General features: G+C 52.6%; 16 protein-coding genes. 2 read left to right on the forward strand and 14 right to left on the reverse strand.

The genetic code is table 11. The features are described 5' to 3' along the window. The 7 genes from ACQY47_RS03665 to ACQY47_RS03695 all read right to left on the reverse strand — a co-directional run bounded on the left by ACQY47_RS03665 (position 1) and on the right by ACQY47_RS03695 (position 8,902). Positions 1 to 630 (reverse strand): response regulator, encoded by a 630-nt coding sequence (locus ACQY47_RS03665; RefSeq protein ID WP_428555752.1) that lies wholly within the window; start codon positions 628 to 630, stop codon positions 1 to 3. A gap of 130 nt (positions 631 to 760) precedes the next feature. Further along, positions 761 to 1,747: a fimbrial protein gene (locus ACQY47_RS03670; protein ID WP_428555755.1), complete on the reverse strand. Its 987-nt coding sequence runs from the start codon at positions 1,745 to 1,747 to the stop codon at positions 761 to 763. Positions 1,748 to 1,894: 147 nt separating this feature from the next. Then, complete coding sequence (locus tag ACQY47_RS03675) at positions 1,895 to 4,390, reverse strand: fimbria/pilus outer membrane usher protein (protein ID WP_428555758.1); 2,496 nt, start codon at positions 4,388 to 4,390, stop codon at positions 1,895 to 1,897. Positions 4,391 to 4,469: 79 nt separating this feature from the next. After that, complete coding sequence (locus ACQY47_RS03680) at positions 4,470 to 5,192, reverse strand: fimbrial biogenesis chaperone (protein WP_428555761.1); 723 nt, start codon at positions 5,190 to 5,192, stop codon at positions 4,470 to 4,472. A 56-nt stretch (positions 5,193 to 5,248) separates the two neighbouring features. Further along, positions 5,249 to 5,836, reverse strand: coding sequence for a fimbrial protein (locus tag ACQY47_RS03685; RefSeq protein ID WP_428555764.1), 588 nt, complete (start codon positions 5,834 to 5,836; stop codon positions 5,249 to 5,251). A 332-nt stretch (positions 5,837 to 6,168) separates the two neighbouring features. After that, positions 6,169 to 6,846 (reverse strand): fimbrial protein, encoded by a 678-nt coding sequence (locus ACQY47_RS03690; protein ID WP_428555767.1) that lies wholly within the window; start codon positions 6,844 to 6,846, stop codon positions 6,169 to 6,171. Positions 6,847 to 7,426: 580 nt separating this feature from the next. After that, the gene (locus tag ACQY47_RS03695) at positions 7,427 to 8,902 is read right to left on the reverse strand and encodes an aldehyde dehydrogenase family protein (RefSeq protein WP_428555770.1); all 1,476 of its coding nucleotides are present in this window, start codon (positions 8,900 to 8,902) and stop codon (positions 7,427 to 7,429) included. Positions 8,903 to 8,988: 86 nt separating this feature from the next. On the opposite strand from ACQY47_RS03695, the gene ACQY47_RS03700 reads away from it, so the two are divergent. Then, positions 8,989 to 9,909 (forward strand): AraC family transcriptional regulator, encoded by a 921-nt coding sequence (locus tag ACQY47_RS03700; protein WP_428555773.1) that lies wholly within the window; start codon positions 8,989 to 8,991, stop codon positions 9,907 to 9,909. Here the strand turns inward: ACQY47_RS03700 and ACQY47_RS03705 are convergent. The 5 genes from ACQY47_RS03705 to ACQY47_RS03725 all read right to left on the reverse strand — a co-directional run bounded on the left by ACQY47_RS03705 (position 9,906) and on the right by ACQY47_RS03725 (position 15,541). After that, complete coding sequence (locus ACQY47_RS03705; protein ID WP_428555776.1) at positions 9,906 to 10,655, reverse strand: SDR family NAD(P)-dependent oxidoreductase; 750 nt, start codon at positions 10,653 to 10,655, stop codon at positions 9,906 to 9,908. The two genes, ACQY47_RS03700 and ACQY47_RS03705, sit on opposite strands and share 4 nt — an antisense overlap. A 138-nt stretch (positions 10,656 to 10,793) precedes the next feature. Continuing rightward, positions 10,794 to 11,783 (reverse strand): fimbrial protein, encoded by a 990-nt coding sequence (locus tag ACQY47_RS03710; RefSeq protein WP_428555779.1) that lies wholly within the window; start codon positions 11,781 to 11,783, stop codon positions 10,794 to 10,796. Between the two features lie 269 nt (positions 11,784 to 12,052). Next, positions 12,053 to 13,882, reverse strand: coding sequence for a Gldg family protein (locus ACQY47_RS03715; protein WP_428555782.1), 1,830 nt, complete (start codon positions 13,880 to 13,882; stop codon positions 12,053 to 12,055). A gap of 4 nt (positions 13,883 to 13,886) precedes the next feature. After that, entirely contained in the window at positions 13,887 to 14,621 is a 735-nt protein-coding gene (locus tag ACQY47_RS03720; protein WP_428555789.1) for a heme exporter protein CcmB, read from the reverse strand. Continuing rightward, positions 14,618 to 15,541 carry an ABC transporter ATP-binding protein gene (locus ACQY47_RS03725; RefSeq protein WP_428555792.1) on the reverse strand — a complete coding sequence of 308 codons (924 nt, stop codon included), beginning with the start codon at positions 15,539 to 15,541 and terminating at the stop codon, positions 14,618 to 14,620. The genes ACQY47_RS03720 and ACQY47_RS03725 overlap by 4 nt, the downstream gene beginning before the upstream one ends. 241 nt (positions 15,542 to 15,782) lie before the next feature. On the opposite strand from ACQY47_RS03725, the gene ACQY47_RS03730 reads away from it, so the two are divergent. Next, a complete protein-coding gene (locus ACQY47_RS03730; protein ID WP_428555795.1) occupies positions 15,783 to 16,538 on the forward strand; it encodes a hypothetical protein in 756 nt (251 codons plus the stop codon). A gap of 73 nt (positions 16,539 to 16,611) precedes the next feature. Here ACQY47_RS03730 and ACQY47_RS03735 read toward each other — a convergent pair whose 3' ends face one another. Both ACQY47_RS03735 and ACQY47_RS03740 read right to left on the reverse strand, forming a co-directional pair. Beyond that, the gene (locus ACQY47_RS03735) at positions 16,612 to 16,956 is read right to left on the reverse strand and encodes a hypothetical protein (RefSeq protein ID WP_428555798.1); all 345 of its coding nucleotides are present in this window, start codon (positions 16,954 to 16,956) and stop codon (positions 16,612 to 16,614) included. Between the two features lie 181 nt (positions 16,957 to 17,137). Next, a complete protein-coding gene (locus ACQY47_RS03740) occupies positions 17,138 to 17,494 on the reverse strand; it encodes a three component ABC system middle component (RefSeq protein ID WP_428555801.1) in 357 nt (118 codons plus the stop codon). Between the last annotated feature and the right edge of the window lie 530 nt (positions 17,495 to 18,024).

The raw sequence follows: 18,024 nt of genomic DNA on the forward strand, positions 1-18,024 counted from the left end.
CTATGCCAAGCCGTTGCGCTTGGCCAGCTCACCCAGCGCAATCAGGTTTTCCACACTCAACTTGCGTTGCAGGCGAATTTTATAAGTGCTGACAGTCTTGTGATTGATCATCAACTCATCGGCGATAGCCTGGTTGCCCATCCCGCGTGCAAGCAACTTCAACACCGTGATTTCACGGTCCGACAGTTGCGCGATCAACAAGCTTTCCTCACTGGCGGCCTGGGTGTTGTCGCGTAACTGATGAATAGTATTGGCCGGAAAATAGCTGTAACCCGATAGCACAGCCTTCACTGCGCCCACCAGTTCGTCCAGGTTGTCATCCTTGCAAACAAAACCCGCCGCTCCGGCCTGCAAGGAGCGCATGGCGAAGTTACGCGTATCCCCAGAGGTGAGGATCAACACCCGGGTGGAAATGCCGATGGCCTTGAGGTGGGCGATGACGGAGAGGCCGTCCATTTTCGGAATGCTCAGATCGAGGACGATCAGATCCGGGAGTAGTTTGCGGATAACGTCCACCGCGTCCACACCATTGTCGACCTCAGCGACAATCGAATGTCCTTCCTGCTCGAGCATCACGCGCACAGCCATGCGCATCAGGGGGTGGTCGTCAACAATAACTATGTTGCCCATGGGCTGATTAATCCTAAGGAAATATATTTATGGAATAATGCCTTGCACACGGAGCAAAACAAAGAACTATAAGTACAAACGCTGAAAAATCTTGTCAGCTCAACTTAAGCTATGCAGAGAATAGAATGAACTATTTATAGGACAAGGTAACTGTCACACCAGCTTTCACGGAACCCGGTCGCGCCACGGGGGCGGTTCGTATATAGCGGACACTCATGGCCTTGCCAATCATGCCACCGCCATTTGGCATCCACCCGAACGAGTGTTTCGAAGTCGCCCCAAACGTAACCGGAGTCCCCCCCTCGACCACCTGTAGTGAAACGCCAGTTGTTGCGTAGGCTCCGTCTGTCAATGTTAGTGTGGAAGACGGGTTAGCCGCGTCGTTAATATCGATCATGGAATAACTGACCTGATAAGCTGGCGTACTGCCTGCGCAGGCTAATCCTAGTTGGAAGCTGGCAGCCTCGACGGTGTTCCCTGGCATAGGAATTGCCGATAGATTCACTGACTTCAGCTTTAATTCAGCAGGGACTGTCAGTTTGCATGAAGGGCCGTTCACAACAAATGAGAAGGCCGACAAGTTCATGCTTGACTCGGCAATGAGCCGGTTGAAAAAAATCTGACCTTTGACTAGCCCAGCGTTGTTGATTGTGTGTACACCGGGCGTCATTGATTTCGACGTAGAGTAAAACCTGACATTCACCGTCGCAGGAATGATGAATTCCGTATATTCCGGGGGCCACAGGGTATGAGCGTAAGGCTTACCAAAGGGGCGATTGATTCCGTCTGGCCCTGCCACACCACCAAAATAGAAAACGTCGCTATCGCTCGTGCTATAGAGTTTGTAAGAAACACCCTCGAACATTAACGTCTTGCCGGAATCGACGCCCGCCGGAGTTATTTTATTTTCTGCCATATAAGAAATCGGCATACCACTGCATCTAACGCCAAGATCCGCAGTGTGCCAAGCGCTCGATAACACTCCACCCGTATTATTGGGTACTGCTGCGAGCGAAGGCGTCAGGCTTTGTCCGGTTATTTGAGAACACGTAACCACCGCTTCCGCCAGAGCAGGAAAAACAACCAATAACACAATCGCAAATTTAGTAATGTTCACTTGCTCACCTTTGACACGCTTAAGCACCCGCTGATAAATACTCGTTCACCTCGCATTTCAACAGCGCACTAAAACACACTGCACACCCCCTAAACACAAACGAAAACACCGAGGAGTTAGTCAACTTAATCACGCAGTTTGAGAGCATTACAAACATGCACCTGCGTACTGCTCATACATTAAGTCTTTATTAACAGGTGGAAGATCATATTTAACCTCGCACGCATGATCGCCCCATTTGACGCTGAATACGCCAGAATCCTTCAGGCCGAAGACAAGTAGCTTAGAGGCATTATCAACCAACCCTAGGACCTTCCCCTCCACATCATAAGCCTGCGCGCCAAAGGGTACACGCGCACCTTTACTGTCCGTCAAATTAAATTGGAGCCTACGTCCCGATTCGACCTCGAAGTGGGTTTTAACAATTGCACCGCGCGTGGGCACCACTTTCTTTGAGCTTTCCGTCACCTCAATATTACTGCCCATCGTACTGGTATCCAAGTTGATCCAGTTATAACGATAGGGTTGCGCATAAGGTACAACCGCATAGCCCTTGCTATCGGTTCTTACCGCATTGGCAGAGTCAATACCGATACCTTCTGTGCCGGGTATTTCGACCAGGGCAAACGTTTCACCGACAGGTTGCCCCAGGGTCACTCCGCCGCTGTGTACGACAACCGAACCCGATGCGCCGACATCAAGGTGCTTGTTATCTCGACCCTGACCATAATTACCGCTGACTTTCGCGGTCGGCGTGTCCCAGTTCACCCCGAAACTGGCAGAGCTGCCACTGGTTTTACTATGGCTGCCCTGCGCCGAATAATTAAGGGTATTTTCATCATTCAGGTTGCCGGACAGGCCAGTCTGTATCGCTGACTCACCCTGGTTCGAGGTGGTGACGCTGGTATACAGGCGTTGCGAGCGGCGCGTGTCGCCAAACGGAATGCTGAACGATGCGGTCATCTGGTTATCGGCACCCTGGCTGCCGGCCTGCCCTTCGGTTCGAGAGACTGCGAAGCTGTAGCTGATATCCGAGTAATTACCGTTGTAGCCGAACTGCCATCGTCGGGTGCTGCCTTGCCGATTCCAATAGCTGGTCTCACCCAGGCTTAAAAATACTGAACCACGGCCCGCAATCGACTGGTTGACGTTTACATCAAATCGGCTTTTCTGCCGGCCATAATATGGTGTGGCCACCTGTTCTTGCTCTTCAACGTGCTGACTGAAGGTTCGATAAGATTCTGTGGAATAGCGATAACCGACCATCGTGAAGGTAGTGTCGGTTTGGCTAAGCGTCTTGGAATAGAGAAAGCGCGCGCTTTGACCGACGTTTTTACGTCCGGAACGCTCTTGTGAACTGCTGTTGGTTACGTCAAAGGACAACCCACCCCACGGAGAGTTAACCCCCACCCCCAGGTTCAACGCTTTGTATGCCTGCGCCGCAATCAGCCCGCCATAGCCCGTGAAGTTATCCGTTACCCCGTACACCAGAGTGCCCTGGGTAAATTTGGGCGCCGCCTTACCTTCATTCGAATACTCGCCTGCTGCCAGGCTATAGCGCGTATTGCCACGACGGGTCATGACTGGCAGATAGGAATAGGCTTGGGAGTACTGGCGTTCGCGCCCGTCAGCCTCGATGATCTTGATGCTCAGGTCACCGTTGGAGCCACTGGGGTAGATGTCATTGATCTCAAATGCACCGGCGGGTACCGTCGTGGAATAGATGACGTAGTTATTCTGACTGATTTCGACCGTCGCATTCGTCTCTGCAATCCCGCGCACGACGGGAGCAAAGCCCACCTCGTCATCCGTGAGCATGCCCAGTTCCGAGGAGAGTTGGGCGCCTCTGAATCGGACGCTGTCGAAAATTTCGCCTTGGCTGAAGAGCTCCCCCGCCGCAAGCTTACCTTTCAAACTGCGAACGTCACGCTCGACATAAGTACGGTTTGAAGTGAATTTGTCACGTACTCCCGTCGAGCCTGAAATGGACGATTCATTACGCAAGCGCCAGGCGCCGATATTCAAACCATTGCGCAGGCCGACATAGCGATAGTCATTGCTATACCCTTGGTTAATATTGCGGCTGAAGTTCGTCTGATAGTTGGAATAAAACGCGGTAACTCCATTATCCCAAAGTGATGGATCGACGTTACCTTTGGACTGGTGCAGGATGTAAGCTTGGGGCATGCTGATTTGCAGCGCCAGCGCAGTCACATCAAACTCTACCCCTGCACCTGGCGCAAGAATATCAATATCAATCAGTGCTTTATCATCAGACCTGGAAGGAATCAGCTTTTCCTGCTCTAGCCGGGCTACATTGATGCCCACCGCCTTGAGCACCCCAAGTGGAATGCGAGGCTTGACCTCGGCATCTTTACCTTCAGCCGTAAACTCAATCTGCTGGCGCAATATCAATTGCTGATTCAGATAAATATCGACATTGTAATGACCAGGGGCAACCGAACTTCCCTGTTCGAAGTACTTCAATTCAACGGGCGTACCTTGCTTATTCAAAAAAGCGCCGTTGAACTCTACTGCATAGGCCGCCGCTGGAACTGAGGCACCGAGTACAATCAAGCCCGACGACCCAATACCTCCGAGAAGCGTAACAGTGCACTGGCTCCCTGATCGAAATACCCACATAAACTCTTGCCTCACAACCAAATATTTAACTGCAATCAGCGATTACCTTTCAGCCGCACACACAGAGCTACTGAAACCCTCACTCAGGCGTGCCCTCTCCCACATATAGTTTCGGGGCGCCATAATCGTTAATTGCTTTAAATTCAACGCTGAATTTTCCTTGCTTCGATAGCAAAGTTTCTGCGCCTATCGGATACTTAGAGGTCGCACCAGGAGCAATCATATTTGCCTGAACCGCATAACTTTTTCCGGCCTGCTTTACCGCAACCTCACCAAATGAAATATAAAAAGGTGACGAGTTCTTCGCGACCAGCCACGCTTTGCCGGACTCATGAATCAACTGCCACTTCAATTGCTTGGCAGACTCTTCCTCTGTTCCGGAAATACCTGCAGGGCGGTAAAAAATCTTGATACGCTGACGTATCGCAATTTGTAATGTGTTATCAGCTTCCGACTTTTGCGGAATTTCTTGTACGCTCAGCCAAAAGACCGATTCTTTGTCGGCGGGTAGCCCTTTCCCCGCGTAAAAAATGCGTAAGCTTTGTTGCTTACCTGCACCTAAGCGACTAAGGGCCGGTGTCAACGCGAAGGGCACTTCTTGTTCAGCATGCGCAGCATCAGGTTCAATCCATGACTGAACCATGATGTCCTTATCACCGTCATTTTTGACCATGATTGAAGTTTCTTTGAGCTTCTCGGCGTAAATAATCCGAGTGCCTCCTAATGTGATGCCCGCACTTACAATACTACTGAACAGCAATGCAAATCCCGCCAGGACATACTTGGAAATTGGGCTTTTCATCTCTTTTCCTGTGCAGATGCTGGAGAAGCATTCACATGCTTCTCCACGCAAGGGACTTATTCGTAAGTCAGGGTAAATGGCAGGTTGCCGTCAGCGGTGCCAGGCGCGACCACATCACCGTTGGCTACATAAGATGCGCGCAAATTGAGGTTGGCGGTGTACTTAAAATCGGGATCGACACCACCTTTGATCAATGGCGCATTAAATGTGCCATTACCCGCCAGGTTGATCAGGCTGTTACTGCTATCATAAATACCAATGCCGACACCCGTAGCGGTACCCGTAGTTCTCAGCAGATTGTTGTTCTTGGCGTCCACACCCGATCCAGAGCTTGGGTCAAACTGTACTTTCACGGTTGAAAGGCCCGTTGCGGTATTAGCACAATCAAGCGCGATATTGATGGCCGAACCTGCCACAATACCTGCTTGAGTATTTTTCAGGCTATCCATACTAACTTTGCCCATTTTCACATCAATTGTTTTTTGAGTGGTGCCGGTGACACCGGTACCTGCACCCGCACTGATACCGCAAGAGGCCGCGGTTACTTGTCCAGTAAAATTGATGGTGCCATCCGCAGCCATGGCGGAAGTAGCAAACATCCCTACGATGGACGACGCAAGAATAAGCTTGAAAGGAATAGACACAGGTAGTTACCTCAAGATTGGCGACAACAAATAGACAGCTTCACTCTTAACTATAAGAGTTGCCAAATTCTACCGTCCTTACAAACAGCGCCAACCGCTGATATCCACATGACCCCGTAGACGAATCTTTCAAGCGAGTAGGATATTTCCTACAGACCCATATGACGTGTAGAACGATGGGCAAATTTCGGAGGCGCTATTTTTTCTAGCGGGCATTATTCAAACCACACTGACAACATAGGGCTTTAACAGGATGATTTGGTGGACTGAAAGGGGATTGCTGTAGATATCCCCGATGGGATGGGCGTACAAAAAATTGTGCGAAGCTAAAATCAGAGCCAGCTCAACGTGAAAGGTGCTTGACCGTTGGCGACGCCTGGCTGCAAGGGGCTATGGGTACGTACGTAATGCGCTCGTAAAGGAATTTGAAATACCGCCATGCCACGCATGATTTCACCTGCCTTCCACCGGTTAATGTTTTCAGGTGAGGAAGAGTCAGGCCCGAACTTCAGAATATCGGCCTCTTGAAGAATTTGAATAGCAACGCCAGTAGCATTTGATTGGGCACTGAGTGTCAGTGTATCTGTAATGTTTCCTGAATGAGTGGCATCCGTCAACGTGACATAGGGGTATAGCGAGGTGCCCACATCCCCGCCCGTACAGGAGAGTGATATTGAAAACGACGTCGGGCTTGACGTTTGGCCTGCGCTAGCAAATGCACTTATAGAAACTTTGCCTTGCCCTACGGAGATAACGGGTGTAGCAACCTTGCAACTGTGGCCGACACTGAGCGTTGTCGCACCGCTGCCCGCTACTGCGAACTCCATATACGGCCAACAGACACCGCCAGATGGGCACATCACCAAAAGTAAGGATATGACGGAACTCGAAATCGTGCCCGCGCTGATAGGTCCGGTCTTGACAAGCTCAACCGAGACTCTTTGCTGATAACTGTCACCTCTTTCCCAGCCAACGGAATACGGATTCTCAGGCCGGGCATCAGAAGTCACGACTATATTGATTCCACCGGGATAATTTCGCGACTTAAATAAAATCTTATACCGTAATCCGACACCTTCCACATTAGTTGCAAAAACATCCTCTCCAAGTGTGCTGGAACGCCTTCCAGCTGTCTTAGCCTCACTTCCCCTGACTCAAGACTATCATCCAACTGCGTCACAACTGGACTGAACGACCACAAGATACTTCCCACTGCAAGACTGCCAGGTATGGTTAGGGTTGCGGGTACTGAATCATTGAATTCGCCGGTGTAAACCATTCGGCCTGCGCAATAACCGTTGGACTCACCAACCAAATTACTATCAACCATTTCAGCTGGCACATACGTCTACATCGCAAATTTCAAACCAGAACAATAACACCTAAATTCAATTTATTACAGACGATAGCTCAGCTCGCGGCACCGATACATCTTGAAAGTTGTGCGATTTATCTTACCTGCCTTGAAATCAAATGCCTCTCACCTTGCTTTCTTACGTACCTTGAACTTTCAATATCCAAGAAATAGCCCGACAGATATCGGGCATCAAGCAACTATTTACTTTCTATTTAGCAACGCCAGTGAACGGTTTACTCCTCGCAAAACCAGGCCATCGGCACCCGTGCCTGTATCGTAACGGTTTTAACTTGGGTATAAGCATTCAGCGTCTCCCGGCAAAACTCCCGGCCAATCCCACTGTTTTTGAAGCCACCGAACGCAGTGCCATCGGTTATATTCGAGTAACGATTGATCCACACCGACCCTGCCTCCAACCGCGCCGCAGTGTCCATGGCATGCTGGATGTTGCTGGTATAAATTCCGGCCGCCAAGCCATATTCCGTGTCATTGGCCTGGGCAATCATCGTTTCATAATCGTCCCACACGATCAGCGATAGCACGGGGCCGAATATCTCCTCTTGGCAAATGCTCATGTCATTACGCGCTAGTAGCAAGGTGGGTTGGATAAAGTAGCCGTGCTCGCACCCTGTTACCGCTGCGCGACCGCCACCCGCGAGTAGTTCGGCGCCCTCCTCCAAACCCATGACGATGTAGCTCAATATGCGCTCACCTTGTTGAGCGTTGACCAGGCAACTGATCCGCGACTCTACAGCCAGCGGTGAACCGACTTTCACACGCTTGAACGCAGCGATCAGCTTTTGCTTGAACACCTCAAATATGGCTGCATGCACAAACAATCGTGTGCCGGCCAAGCATGACTGGCCATTGTTATGAATAGCGGCGAAGGTTGCGTTATCGACGACCGCATCAATGTCTTCGATATCGGGAAATACAATATTGGCACTCTTGCCACCCAGTTCGAGTGTTGAAGGCACCAGGCGCCGCGCGGCAACACCGGCTACCGTCCGGCCGACTTCCGTACTGCCAGTAAATGACAGCTTCCTGACCAAAGGATGCTCGCCCAACGCCGCACCGACTATTTCCCCCAAACCGGTGACCATATTTACCACGCCGGCGGGAAAGATCGTGTTGATCAACTTGCCCAATTCCAGCGTCGACAACGAAGCATTTTCATCAGGTTTCAACACCACTGTGTTGCCTGCCACCAGTGCCGGTGCGAGCTTGAACGCAGCCATGATCGCCGGCGCGTTCCAAGGAATGATCTGCCCGCACACGCCCAGCGGTTCACGCTTGGCAATGGCGTAACCGCCTTCGATTTCACGACCGGTGTCTTCATGGGCCATGATGACCGAGGCGAAATAGCGGTAGTGCCTTACGGCAGTCAGGTAGTCCTTGCGTATTTCGGTGATGCAACGGCCCACGTCGTGGGCATCGATCATGGCCAAGCGCTCACTGTGCTCTTCGATCTCGTCAGCCAGCAGGCTCACCAAGCGTGAGCGCGTTTGCTGGCCCAGGGCACGCCAGGCGGGGTACGCAGCATGTGCCGCATTGACGGCGCGATCGACGTCGGTGGCGTCGCAATAACGGATATAGGCCAGGTGCCTGCCGGTGGCAGGGTCGGCCGCGGCAAACGAGCGCGACTTATCGCCAGTTTCAAACACCCCGTTGATCAGCGGACCATAAGACGTAGCAAAATTGATGTGCATGGGAAACCTCATATTTAAAGGTGAAATCTGGATTAGCTCTGATATAAAATCACCATTACTTTATTCTTCGTCCAACCAGGTGATGCATGGATCCTCTGTCCGACGTCCTTTCATTGTTGAGAATCCGTAATTACCACTCCGCCACGCTCTCCCTGGGTGGTGATTGGGCGTTCACCTTTCCTGAACGTGAAGGCATCAAGTTCACGGCGGTAGTCAAGGGCAGTTGCTGGCTGCAAGTGGATGGCGAACAGCAGCCGCAGCGTCTGCATCAGGGCGATTGCTTTCTGATGACAAGAGGCATGCCTTTTTCGCTCTACAGTGATATGTCCCAGCCGGTGATGAATTCCGACGGGTATTTTCAAACCCTCGCGGCGGACGAGCTGGCCTTGCATTACGGCGGCGACGATACTCAACTGGTCGGTGGCCGCTTTGACTTCAGCGGCGTCCCTACCCAGCTACTGCTCAGCAGCCTGCCTTCGCTGGTCCACGTGCAAGGCGATGAACCACAAGCCTCGGTCCTGCGCTGGGCGCTGGAGCGGTTCACCTCGGAGTTGCAGCAGAAGCGCCCAGGCCGCTCGCTGATGAACGAACACTTGGCGCATCTGATGCTGGTAGAAGTCCTGCGCACCCATTTGGCGACCCTGGAAAGCAGCGGTATCGGATGGTTTTACGGCTTGGCCGACCGTAATCTCAGCGTTGTCTTGAGCGCGATGCACGCCGACCCGGCGCGTCGCTGGACCGTTCAGGAGCTGGCACAACTGGCAACCATGTCGCGCTCGGCGTTCGCGTTGCGCTTCAAGCAGGTGGTCGGCGCAGCCCCCATGGAGTACCTGACGTACTGGCGCATGTTGCTGGCCAGTGATCGGTTGAAGAACTCTGATGACTCGGTGTCCACTATCGCGTTCTCATTGGGATATGAGTCCGAAAGCGCATTCAGCACGGCATTCAAGCGCGTCATGTCTCAATCGCCTCGCCACTACATGCGCGAGCACGCCGCCCGGGCTTAATGAAGACCACCGCCGATTATCAGTGTTTCACCGGTGATCCAGCTCGCATCCGACGACGCGAGGAAGGCAACAGCAGGTGCGATATCCTGGGGCTGACCGATGCGCCCCAGGGGCGTAATGGCTTCTATTTTTTCCCGGAAGGCATCTTCGAAAAAGCCGCTGGCATGCACGCCCTCGGTGACGACCAGCCCAGGGTTGACCGAGTTAACTCGGATATTTCTAGGCCCTAACTCGTTCGCCAGAGTACGAGTGATGGCGTCAACCGCAGCCTTTGAGGCGGTATACACCGTCGAGTTGGCCGGTGTGAACGAGGTGACGCTGGAGCTGATATTAACGATGCTGCCACCCTCAGGGTTGAACACGTCAACGGCTGCCTGGGTGCACTGAATCAGCCCCAGGACGTTGAGGTTAAACTGGCGATGAAACTCCGCCTCGGTAATGTCGGCCAGCGCGCTGGTCGAGTAGACACCCGCATTGTTGACCAGGATGTCGAGATGACCATGCTCATGCACGATGGTCTTGAACAGCGCCTTGAGGTCGGCGCTATTGGATACGTCCGCCTGCACCGCGTAAGCCCTGGCGCCAGTTTGCAGAATCTGTTCAACCACGCGCTCGGCATCCTCGCGACTGCTTGCATAATTGACGATGACGGTGGCGCCATCCTTGGCCAATTGCCTGGCAATCTCTGCGCCGATGCCCTTCGAGGCGCCGGTAACCAGTGCGACTTTCTTATGCAGCTTTTTCATGCCCACTTCCTTCTGTTGCTGGCTAAATCAGTCGCTTCAGATTAAGAGCATCCTTGCGAGCGGTTAATAGCCAATACTCCAGAAAGGCTTCGCGAGCGTCCAGAGTGCACCGGTGTTCCTTGCATCACCGACCTCTATTTATTCGTAAGACAAAATGAGCGCTACTTCACCTTGGACACGTCCTGGGGACAGGGCGGTCATTGCGCGACGTACGTAACTGACTAGCAGTGTTTTTGAAATAATCCCACCGGCTGTTGGAACTTGCGCAAACGGATAGGCAGTACCCATTAACAGCGTGTCAGTCCCGTCCATTAACTGCAAACCGACCGACTCAAGGCGAGCCGATTCTGCAACAGAGCGAAGCGTTACATAATTGGCGCCCGCCACTGAATTATTCATATCAACCAGTGAATACTTGACGTTGTACGCAGAAGCCGACTTCTCACACGTTGCGGAAAAAGCAACGGCAATTGTACCCGCCGTCGCATTCTCGCGCGGGATATCAGAGAGGTCTATTTTTGGAAGTGTATATTCACGAGCAACCAAAACTTTACACGTAGGACTTTTTGACGTAATGATCGTCCCCGTGGTTTTTGTAATCGCGGACCCGGTATAATGTCCGCCCTGGCTCACACCGGTACGCAGCAAATCCACTGCCGGCAGGATATACGAACCTGGATCCAATCTTCCCGTAGCCACTAAACGAATAAATACTCTAATTCCAAAGGTACTACTTACGCTACCTACTTGTTCGTAGGTCGTCACCGGTAGCCCTTGATAAGGTTTCGATTTACCCTTGGTGTCCTCCAAAGCAATAATAAATGAAATATTAGGTAAAGAACTTTGCAACAGCGCGTAGACAGCCCCATCAAAAGAGTATGCTCCAGAAACCGCCAGCGGACTTTCAGTGACAATCTCGGCCTTGTCGGAGCCTGTCACATCACAATTCATCAGTGATGCATTACTTGCCTGATGCCACGCAGTAGAAATCATTCCTGAGCCGGCTCCCTGATAAACAAAACTATTGGGTAGAGACAAAGTCAAGCTACTATAGACACACTGGGTGGCTAGCGCCTGCCAGCTTGAAAAAAGCAGAATCAAAGATACTATTGCTTTACTGATATTCACCTCCTGCTCCTTATCACTATAAGAGGGCGTGAATGCCTTTTGGAACTACTCCAATACATAAGCCGCGGTAAATATAAAAGGGCTTGCCAACTTCCGGAATTGAATAATCGGCGTCTCAAAAAGACGCTCGTTGAAAGCACGCAAAAATTTAACTCAGCATGAAAATCGCGACTACCGCACCAATCTGACGCCCCCATCAGATATAGCCACCCAGAAAGCTAGATAATTCCTACAGTGCGCACCAAAGGAATACAGTGGCGATGTCCTGACTAACCTAGATCCTGCGCTCGGCGACGCCATAGAAAAGCACCCAATGCTGCCAGGGAAAGCAGCGACGGAACTAAAATAATATTGATCAACTTGAGTTTTATCCCGAGCCCCTCAACCTGTACATCCAGCTGACGCGCTACGAGGCGCATGGACTTTTCGATAACCGCTTTATCAGCAGAAAATTGATCGAAAGAGGATTGCTGCTCAACGGTCAGCTGTTTATTCAGTTCACGCCCCGCGGCCAATTCGGCCAAGCGCTTTTCGGTCATGTCCAACCTGCCTTGCAGCTCAACACTCATATCGCGCAGGCGCGCACGCGCTTGTTGCTGTGCGTGTTCCACCACGGTGAAGGTGCGGCTGTAATGACCGCGTGAGCGCAAGCTGATCAACGCATCCGACCCCGACAGGCTGTCCAGCGCGTTAAGCACCAATACCGCATTGTCAGCCCACGGCACTGTGATCAGTTGATTGCCTTGGCGCTGCACATCCGCCCACAGGTTATCGCTCAATACATCCGTGTCCGCCACGACCACGACGTTGATGTTCTGCGCCTCGATCAATGCTCCGGGTGAATCAATAAAAGCCGAGCGCGCCGGTCCTTGCAGGCGTACCGCGATCAGGTAACGCTCACCTGTAGCCTTGAAGCTCTTGGTCAACGCATCGGGGCTTTCCAGATGATCCAGAAGCGCCGTCTTGTAGGGCATGGCCTGCTCTGAACTGTGCAGCAGCGGCGTCAGGGTAGTCGTTGCACCCGGCACGGCGCTCAAGATACCGGCGGTGGTCAGGTTAAGGCTGCCAATACCAGCAGTAATAACATCCTGTTCATTCATCGCAGAGGGTGACAACCCCAAGGCAGTCGCTTGCCAGACCGGCTCTGCGCCTTGTGCCAGTGCCACAAACTGACCGTAGCGGCTGTCGCCTAACACGCTATCGGGTAGAAGCTTGATGCCCCACGCCTTGAACAAAAGCGCGAGGTCAGAAGACTTGTCTTTGCTGGGTATCCCGAAATAGTAATCGCCACGATCCTGCTCGCTATAGGGGTCGACGAACACGAGCAAACGCCCGCCACGCAGCACAAACTGGTCAATAGCTCGCAGTGTCGTCACAGGTAAACGTTTGGGATGCACGAGCATCAGGACATTGAGTCCACTGTCGATGGTGTCGACATCGGACGCCAGTTCGCGCACTTCAAACGCATTGTCGATCTCCTGCATGATCCGCCAAGGCTGTCGGGTTCGGCCCGACTGCACATCGAAGCCACCTGCCAACGGCAGCGAAGACATCAAGCCAATCACGGGCCGCGCAGGCCGAGTCAACGTCTGCAATGTGCGGCTGATGTCGTACTCAAGGAACGTTTGTTGTTCAAGCGCAAAGAAACCGATACTGGCGTGGTGCGCCTGGGCGTCAACGATGGCCAAGCCAAAGTAAACGGCAGTACCCGCCTTGCCGATGGGAGCCGGTTGCAGTCCGAGCTCGACTGCGCGGGCTTCGTCCGCTGAAAACGGCGCAGGATCAATAATGTGCACCCGTAGTCGGCCATTTGACACACGCTCATATTCACGCAGCAGTGCCTGGATGCGCACCGCGTAACTGCGCATGACCGTAAGGTCCCTGGCGGCCTGGCTGGAAAAGTAAAAGTACAGATCGGTGGGCTCCGCCACGGCTTGAATAATCTGGCGCGACCCCGGGCTCAGGGTGTAAAGCTGCTGCTCGGTAAGGTCCAACCGCATCGACGCCAAACGCGGCGCCAACTCGAAGTTGACCGCCACGAACCCGGCGATAATGACCACGAGGCGCAAGCAGGTACGTGTCACCGATTTGAATGACATGGCGTCACACTGCCTTTTTCAATTCAACCACAATCACGGTGGCGGCGAGCCAGCCAATGATCTGGCTGAAAAAATACAGCACGTCCTGCGGGTCTACCACACCTCGGCATAGTCCCTCGAAATGTGTGAGGAAACTCAACGAAGCCACGCCATCGAGCCACGGCAAACTTGACCAACCACGCAAGACATCCAACATCACTGGGAAGCCGCAGGCCATGAATACCAGACATAGCGCCATTGTGGTAAGGAAGGCAATCAGTGGGTTCTTGGTCAGTGCCGACAGGCACCCGCCAATGGCCAGGCAACTGCCGGCCAGCAGCCAACTGGCCAGATAGCCACAAAGGATGACGCCGTTGTCCGACGCCCCCAGGTAGTTGACAGTGATCACCAGTGGAAACGTCAACGCAAGCGCCAACCCGCTGACCACCCAGGCGGCGAGGAACTTGGCTACAACCGCCTCAGCCGTACCCACCGCCAGGCACATCAACAACTCAATTGATCCGCTCTGCCGCTCTATGGACCACATGCGCATGGCAAGGGTCGGCAGCAGCAACGCATATAGCCACGGCAGATAGTCGAAAAAAGGGGCCAGGTCGGCTTGGTTACGCTGGTAGAAGTCGCCCAGATAAAACGTGCTGATACCGCTGAGCAGCAGTAGCAAAAGGGTGAACACATACGCGACGGGAGTGACGAAATAGCTGCACAGCTCGCGCTTGAACACCGGCCAGAACGTCCTCATGGTTGTTGCTCCCGGGTCAGCAGTCGGAAGACTTCCCCCAGTGAGCCCCGCTCCACTTCCTGACGTGGTACATCCCAGCCGCGACTCAGAATCAGCGAATTGATAGCCGGTAATATCACCGCTCCAGTGCGCGCCAGCACCCGAACGCTATAGGGTTCAGGCCCCGCCTCGATGCCTGCAACGCCTGGCAGCATGCCAAGCGTCATTACATCCAGAGGCCGGGTGGCGTACAACGTCACAGCCTGGTGATAGCGCGAACGACTTTCCAACTCCAGCGGGGTGCTGTCGATCAACAGCCGACCTTTATCCATAACCAGCACGCGGCTGCACAACGCGGTGATCTCTTCAAGGATGTGGGTAGAAATGATGACGATTTTGTCGCGGGCTAGCTCTTTGATTTGCTCGCGCACGCGGTACTTCTGATTCGGATCCAGACCATCGGTGGGCTCATCAAGAATCAGTATCTTTGGATCATGCATTATCGCTTGCGCCAATCCGACGCGGCGCTGGAAACCCTTAGAAAGTGTATCGATGGTCTGGCCACGTGCCTCCATCAGCTCGAATTGCTCAAGCATGACCGTGACTCGCGCCGTCTTTTCTCGTCCACGCAAGCCACGCACTTGAGCAATAAAACCCAAAAAACTCGCGATGGACATTTCGTTATAGCAAGCAGCTGTTTCAGGAACGTAGCCGATCAGACGTTGAGCGTGGCGCGTCTGACGGCGTATATCAAAACCACAGAGGTTGGCGGTGCCTGAGGTGGGCGACATGAACCCGGTGAGCATACGCAGGGTAGTGGACTTTCCCGCGCCGTTGGGGCCGAGCATCCCTAGTACCTCACCCGAGGTGGCCTTGAAAGACACATCGTCTACTGCCAGGACTTTGCCGAAACGTTTGGTCAAATGCGTTATATCGATCATGGTTGCCCAGTTACCTGCTCAGACGCGGCGAAGCGTCTGAGAGTGCACGCTTCGTTTCGCGACGCACCTTATCGGTAGGGTACGGATCCTGAAACCTCATCTGTGGTGAATCCGATTGGTCCTTGGCGCAAATCGAAACTTCCATCAGCGAGTAAGATTTATCTGACAACGCTATCGGGTCCAGCTGGCTATTCTGCTCACCTCACCGCTACCCCTTCAGCCTCACGGAGCCGGATTGCTCATGTTATTGCGTACGCTTGAAATACCCGATGTCCATGGTCAATTGCTCAACGCCGTGGTCCTGTGCGCTTTTACCGCCGCCGGCCTCAATCGGCAGTTTCTGGTTTATAGCCTCAATGAAAAATCGGGCGATGAACTAGTTAAGATTTACCTGACATATCTTGAAGGCGAGGACCAAAAGCTGCGCATGTGTGATGCCCCGCCCGAGACACTTACGGCGGCGGTTCAAGTACTTAAGGATATTTTGCGCGATGCCTGCGCGAGCGTCCCAAGACAAACCGAAAATACTTATGCGTTGGTGGACCTGACCGACACCGACATTGAGTGCAGCGCTGTAAGTACTCACTACAGTCTAAAAATCAGTGACGCGTGGCTCATGAATCTCTTGCATTACGACCCACCGTCCGATGCCGGTACCCTGCCCCTGCAATCACAACACACTAGCAGCTGCGCGCCCCGTGCAATCCGCGAGACGAGCAGTGTGACGGTTGAGTCGGTGGCAACATGCAACGTACAGACAACTTCGTCAAAAATTGACGCGAACCTAAAGTCACTTGTCGCCAGCATTACCCACCATAAGGAAATATTACTGGGCAAATATGTAAAACTGGATGAGCTTCAGCGCGAACTCGAACAGCGAGCGCAGCAGTTACTAATCCGTGAACAGGCATTAAATCAGCGTGAAGATGAATTACAGGCCAGCATCAGTTCTTTACAGGCAGCTGAAGAACAACTCGACGCACTTCTCGACAGATGAAAAAAAATCCAACAAGAAAAAAGAAAATTATTGGTTATCTAAAAAATCGACATACGTCGCGTGCTTTATTCTATCAAGGAAAAGTGAAGGTAAACTCCGCCGCTCCATTCGCGGCACCAGCTTTCAATGCCTCACCATGCCCTTGGCGAACGTAATACACGCTCAACGGTATCTTGGCTCCATCGCCCACCCGGCTAATCGAATACGCACCGGCGTCATAACGAATCACCTGATACGTCAACTCATTGTTCATGACTGCCCCAAAAACCTGAGCACTGGTCGCAGATGGTTCAAGAGTCAGTATGGTGGGGATTGTAGACGGTCCGTACTTGCCATTAAAAGCAATCACTGGCTTGGCATTGGCCGCGCATCGGCTCAACTCGATGGCAAAGTGGAACGGTGTTGAGGTCGAACTCACTTGCGGAAAATCGTTTACACTTAAGCGCCCCACTGCTCACGTAAGATCTCGTAGGTTTCCGCGTTGTACGTATTGGGAATTTCAATCAACCCACCACCGTCCCCCATATTGATGATTGCCGGGCTCGAATTCGATTTCCCGAATGGGATTCGTTTGGCTCTGTGGCCACAGCAGGACGGCATTAATCTCGAATTTCATTTGGGATTCCGAACAGTAGCTTATAGATTTGAGGTGTAGAGACACTTGCTAGCCAGCTGGATAGCTGCTTGGTGGTTTTGAGCATCTCAGCAGGTATCGACGCTTTGGTACCCTTCGGCCATCGGATGACTAGACTGGTGAACACATCACCGTCTTCGCCTGGCTCCTTCTCTATCAGTTTGGTCGCGACTCCCGGGTTCAGCCCCTGCAGGGTTGAGGCGGCGTATTCCTGGACACGAAGTTCCAGATCAATCTTCAGAATCGGGGTGTCACGAAGGACGTTGTCGATGGCCGAGCTAGTTTTCGTTTGGAAAGGGCAGCACTGCTTGCAGGGTTCCAAACTATAGGGAGCACCAGCAAAAGTTTGGGTAGTTCGATAGGATGATCGTTCCCAGATGATTCGTATTCCGATATGAAGTAAGCGAGCAAAAACAGGCGAGGGAGCCGTTGTGGATCAGGTGTCGATCCATATAGGGGAATCTCATTCATCACTCACCTTAGCTGAATGCCAAAGAATCGGGTGATCCGTGTCGACTCCATTTGCCCGACGGTGGTAGGTGCCCATGAACAAATAACGAAAGCTTGATTTGACGCGACCGATTCTCAAGGCAAAGCTTGGCGGGGTTTATGTCTGCAGGTAAATCGCCTTGAAGTCGTCCTCTGCAAACTCTTCAGGTTCTTTGCCTGACATAATGCAATGTGCGTCGCAACTCGCCTTCCACCTGTCACTCAATTCTGACTCAACCTCACACAGGTAGCTGGGCAGGATCCGGTTGGATTTCAGCAGTCGAGTACGCTCGGAGTAAGCGGCCCAATAGTGCCCCAGCTCCGCCTGGATCCTAATGACTGAGTAATGGCAATCCAGTCTCA

The organism is Pseudomonas edaphica, assembly GCF_965277385.1.
Lineage (GTDB): Bacteria > Pseudomonadota > Gammaproteobacteria > Pseudomonadales > Pseudomonadaceae > Aquipseudomonas > Aquipseudomonas edaphica.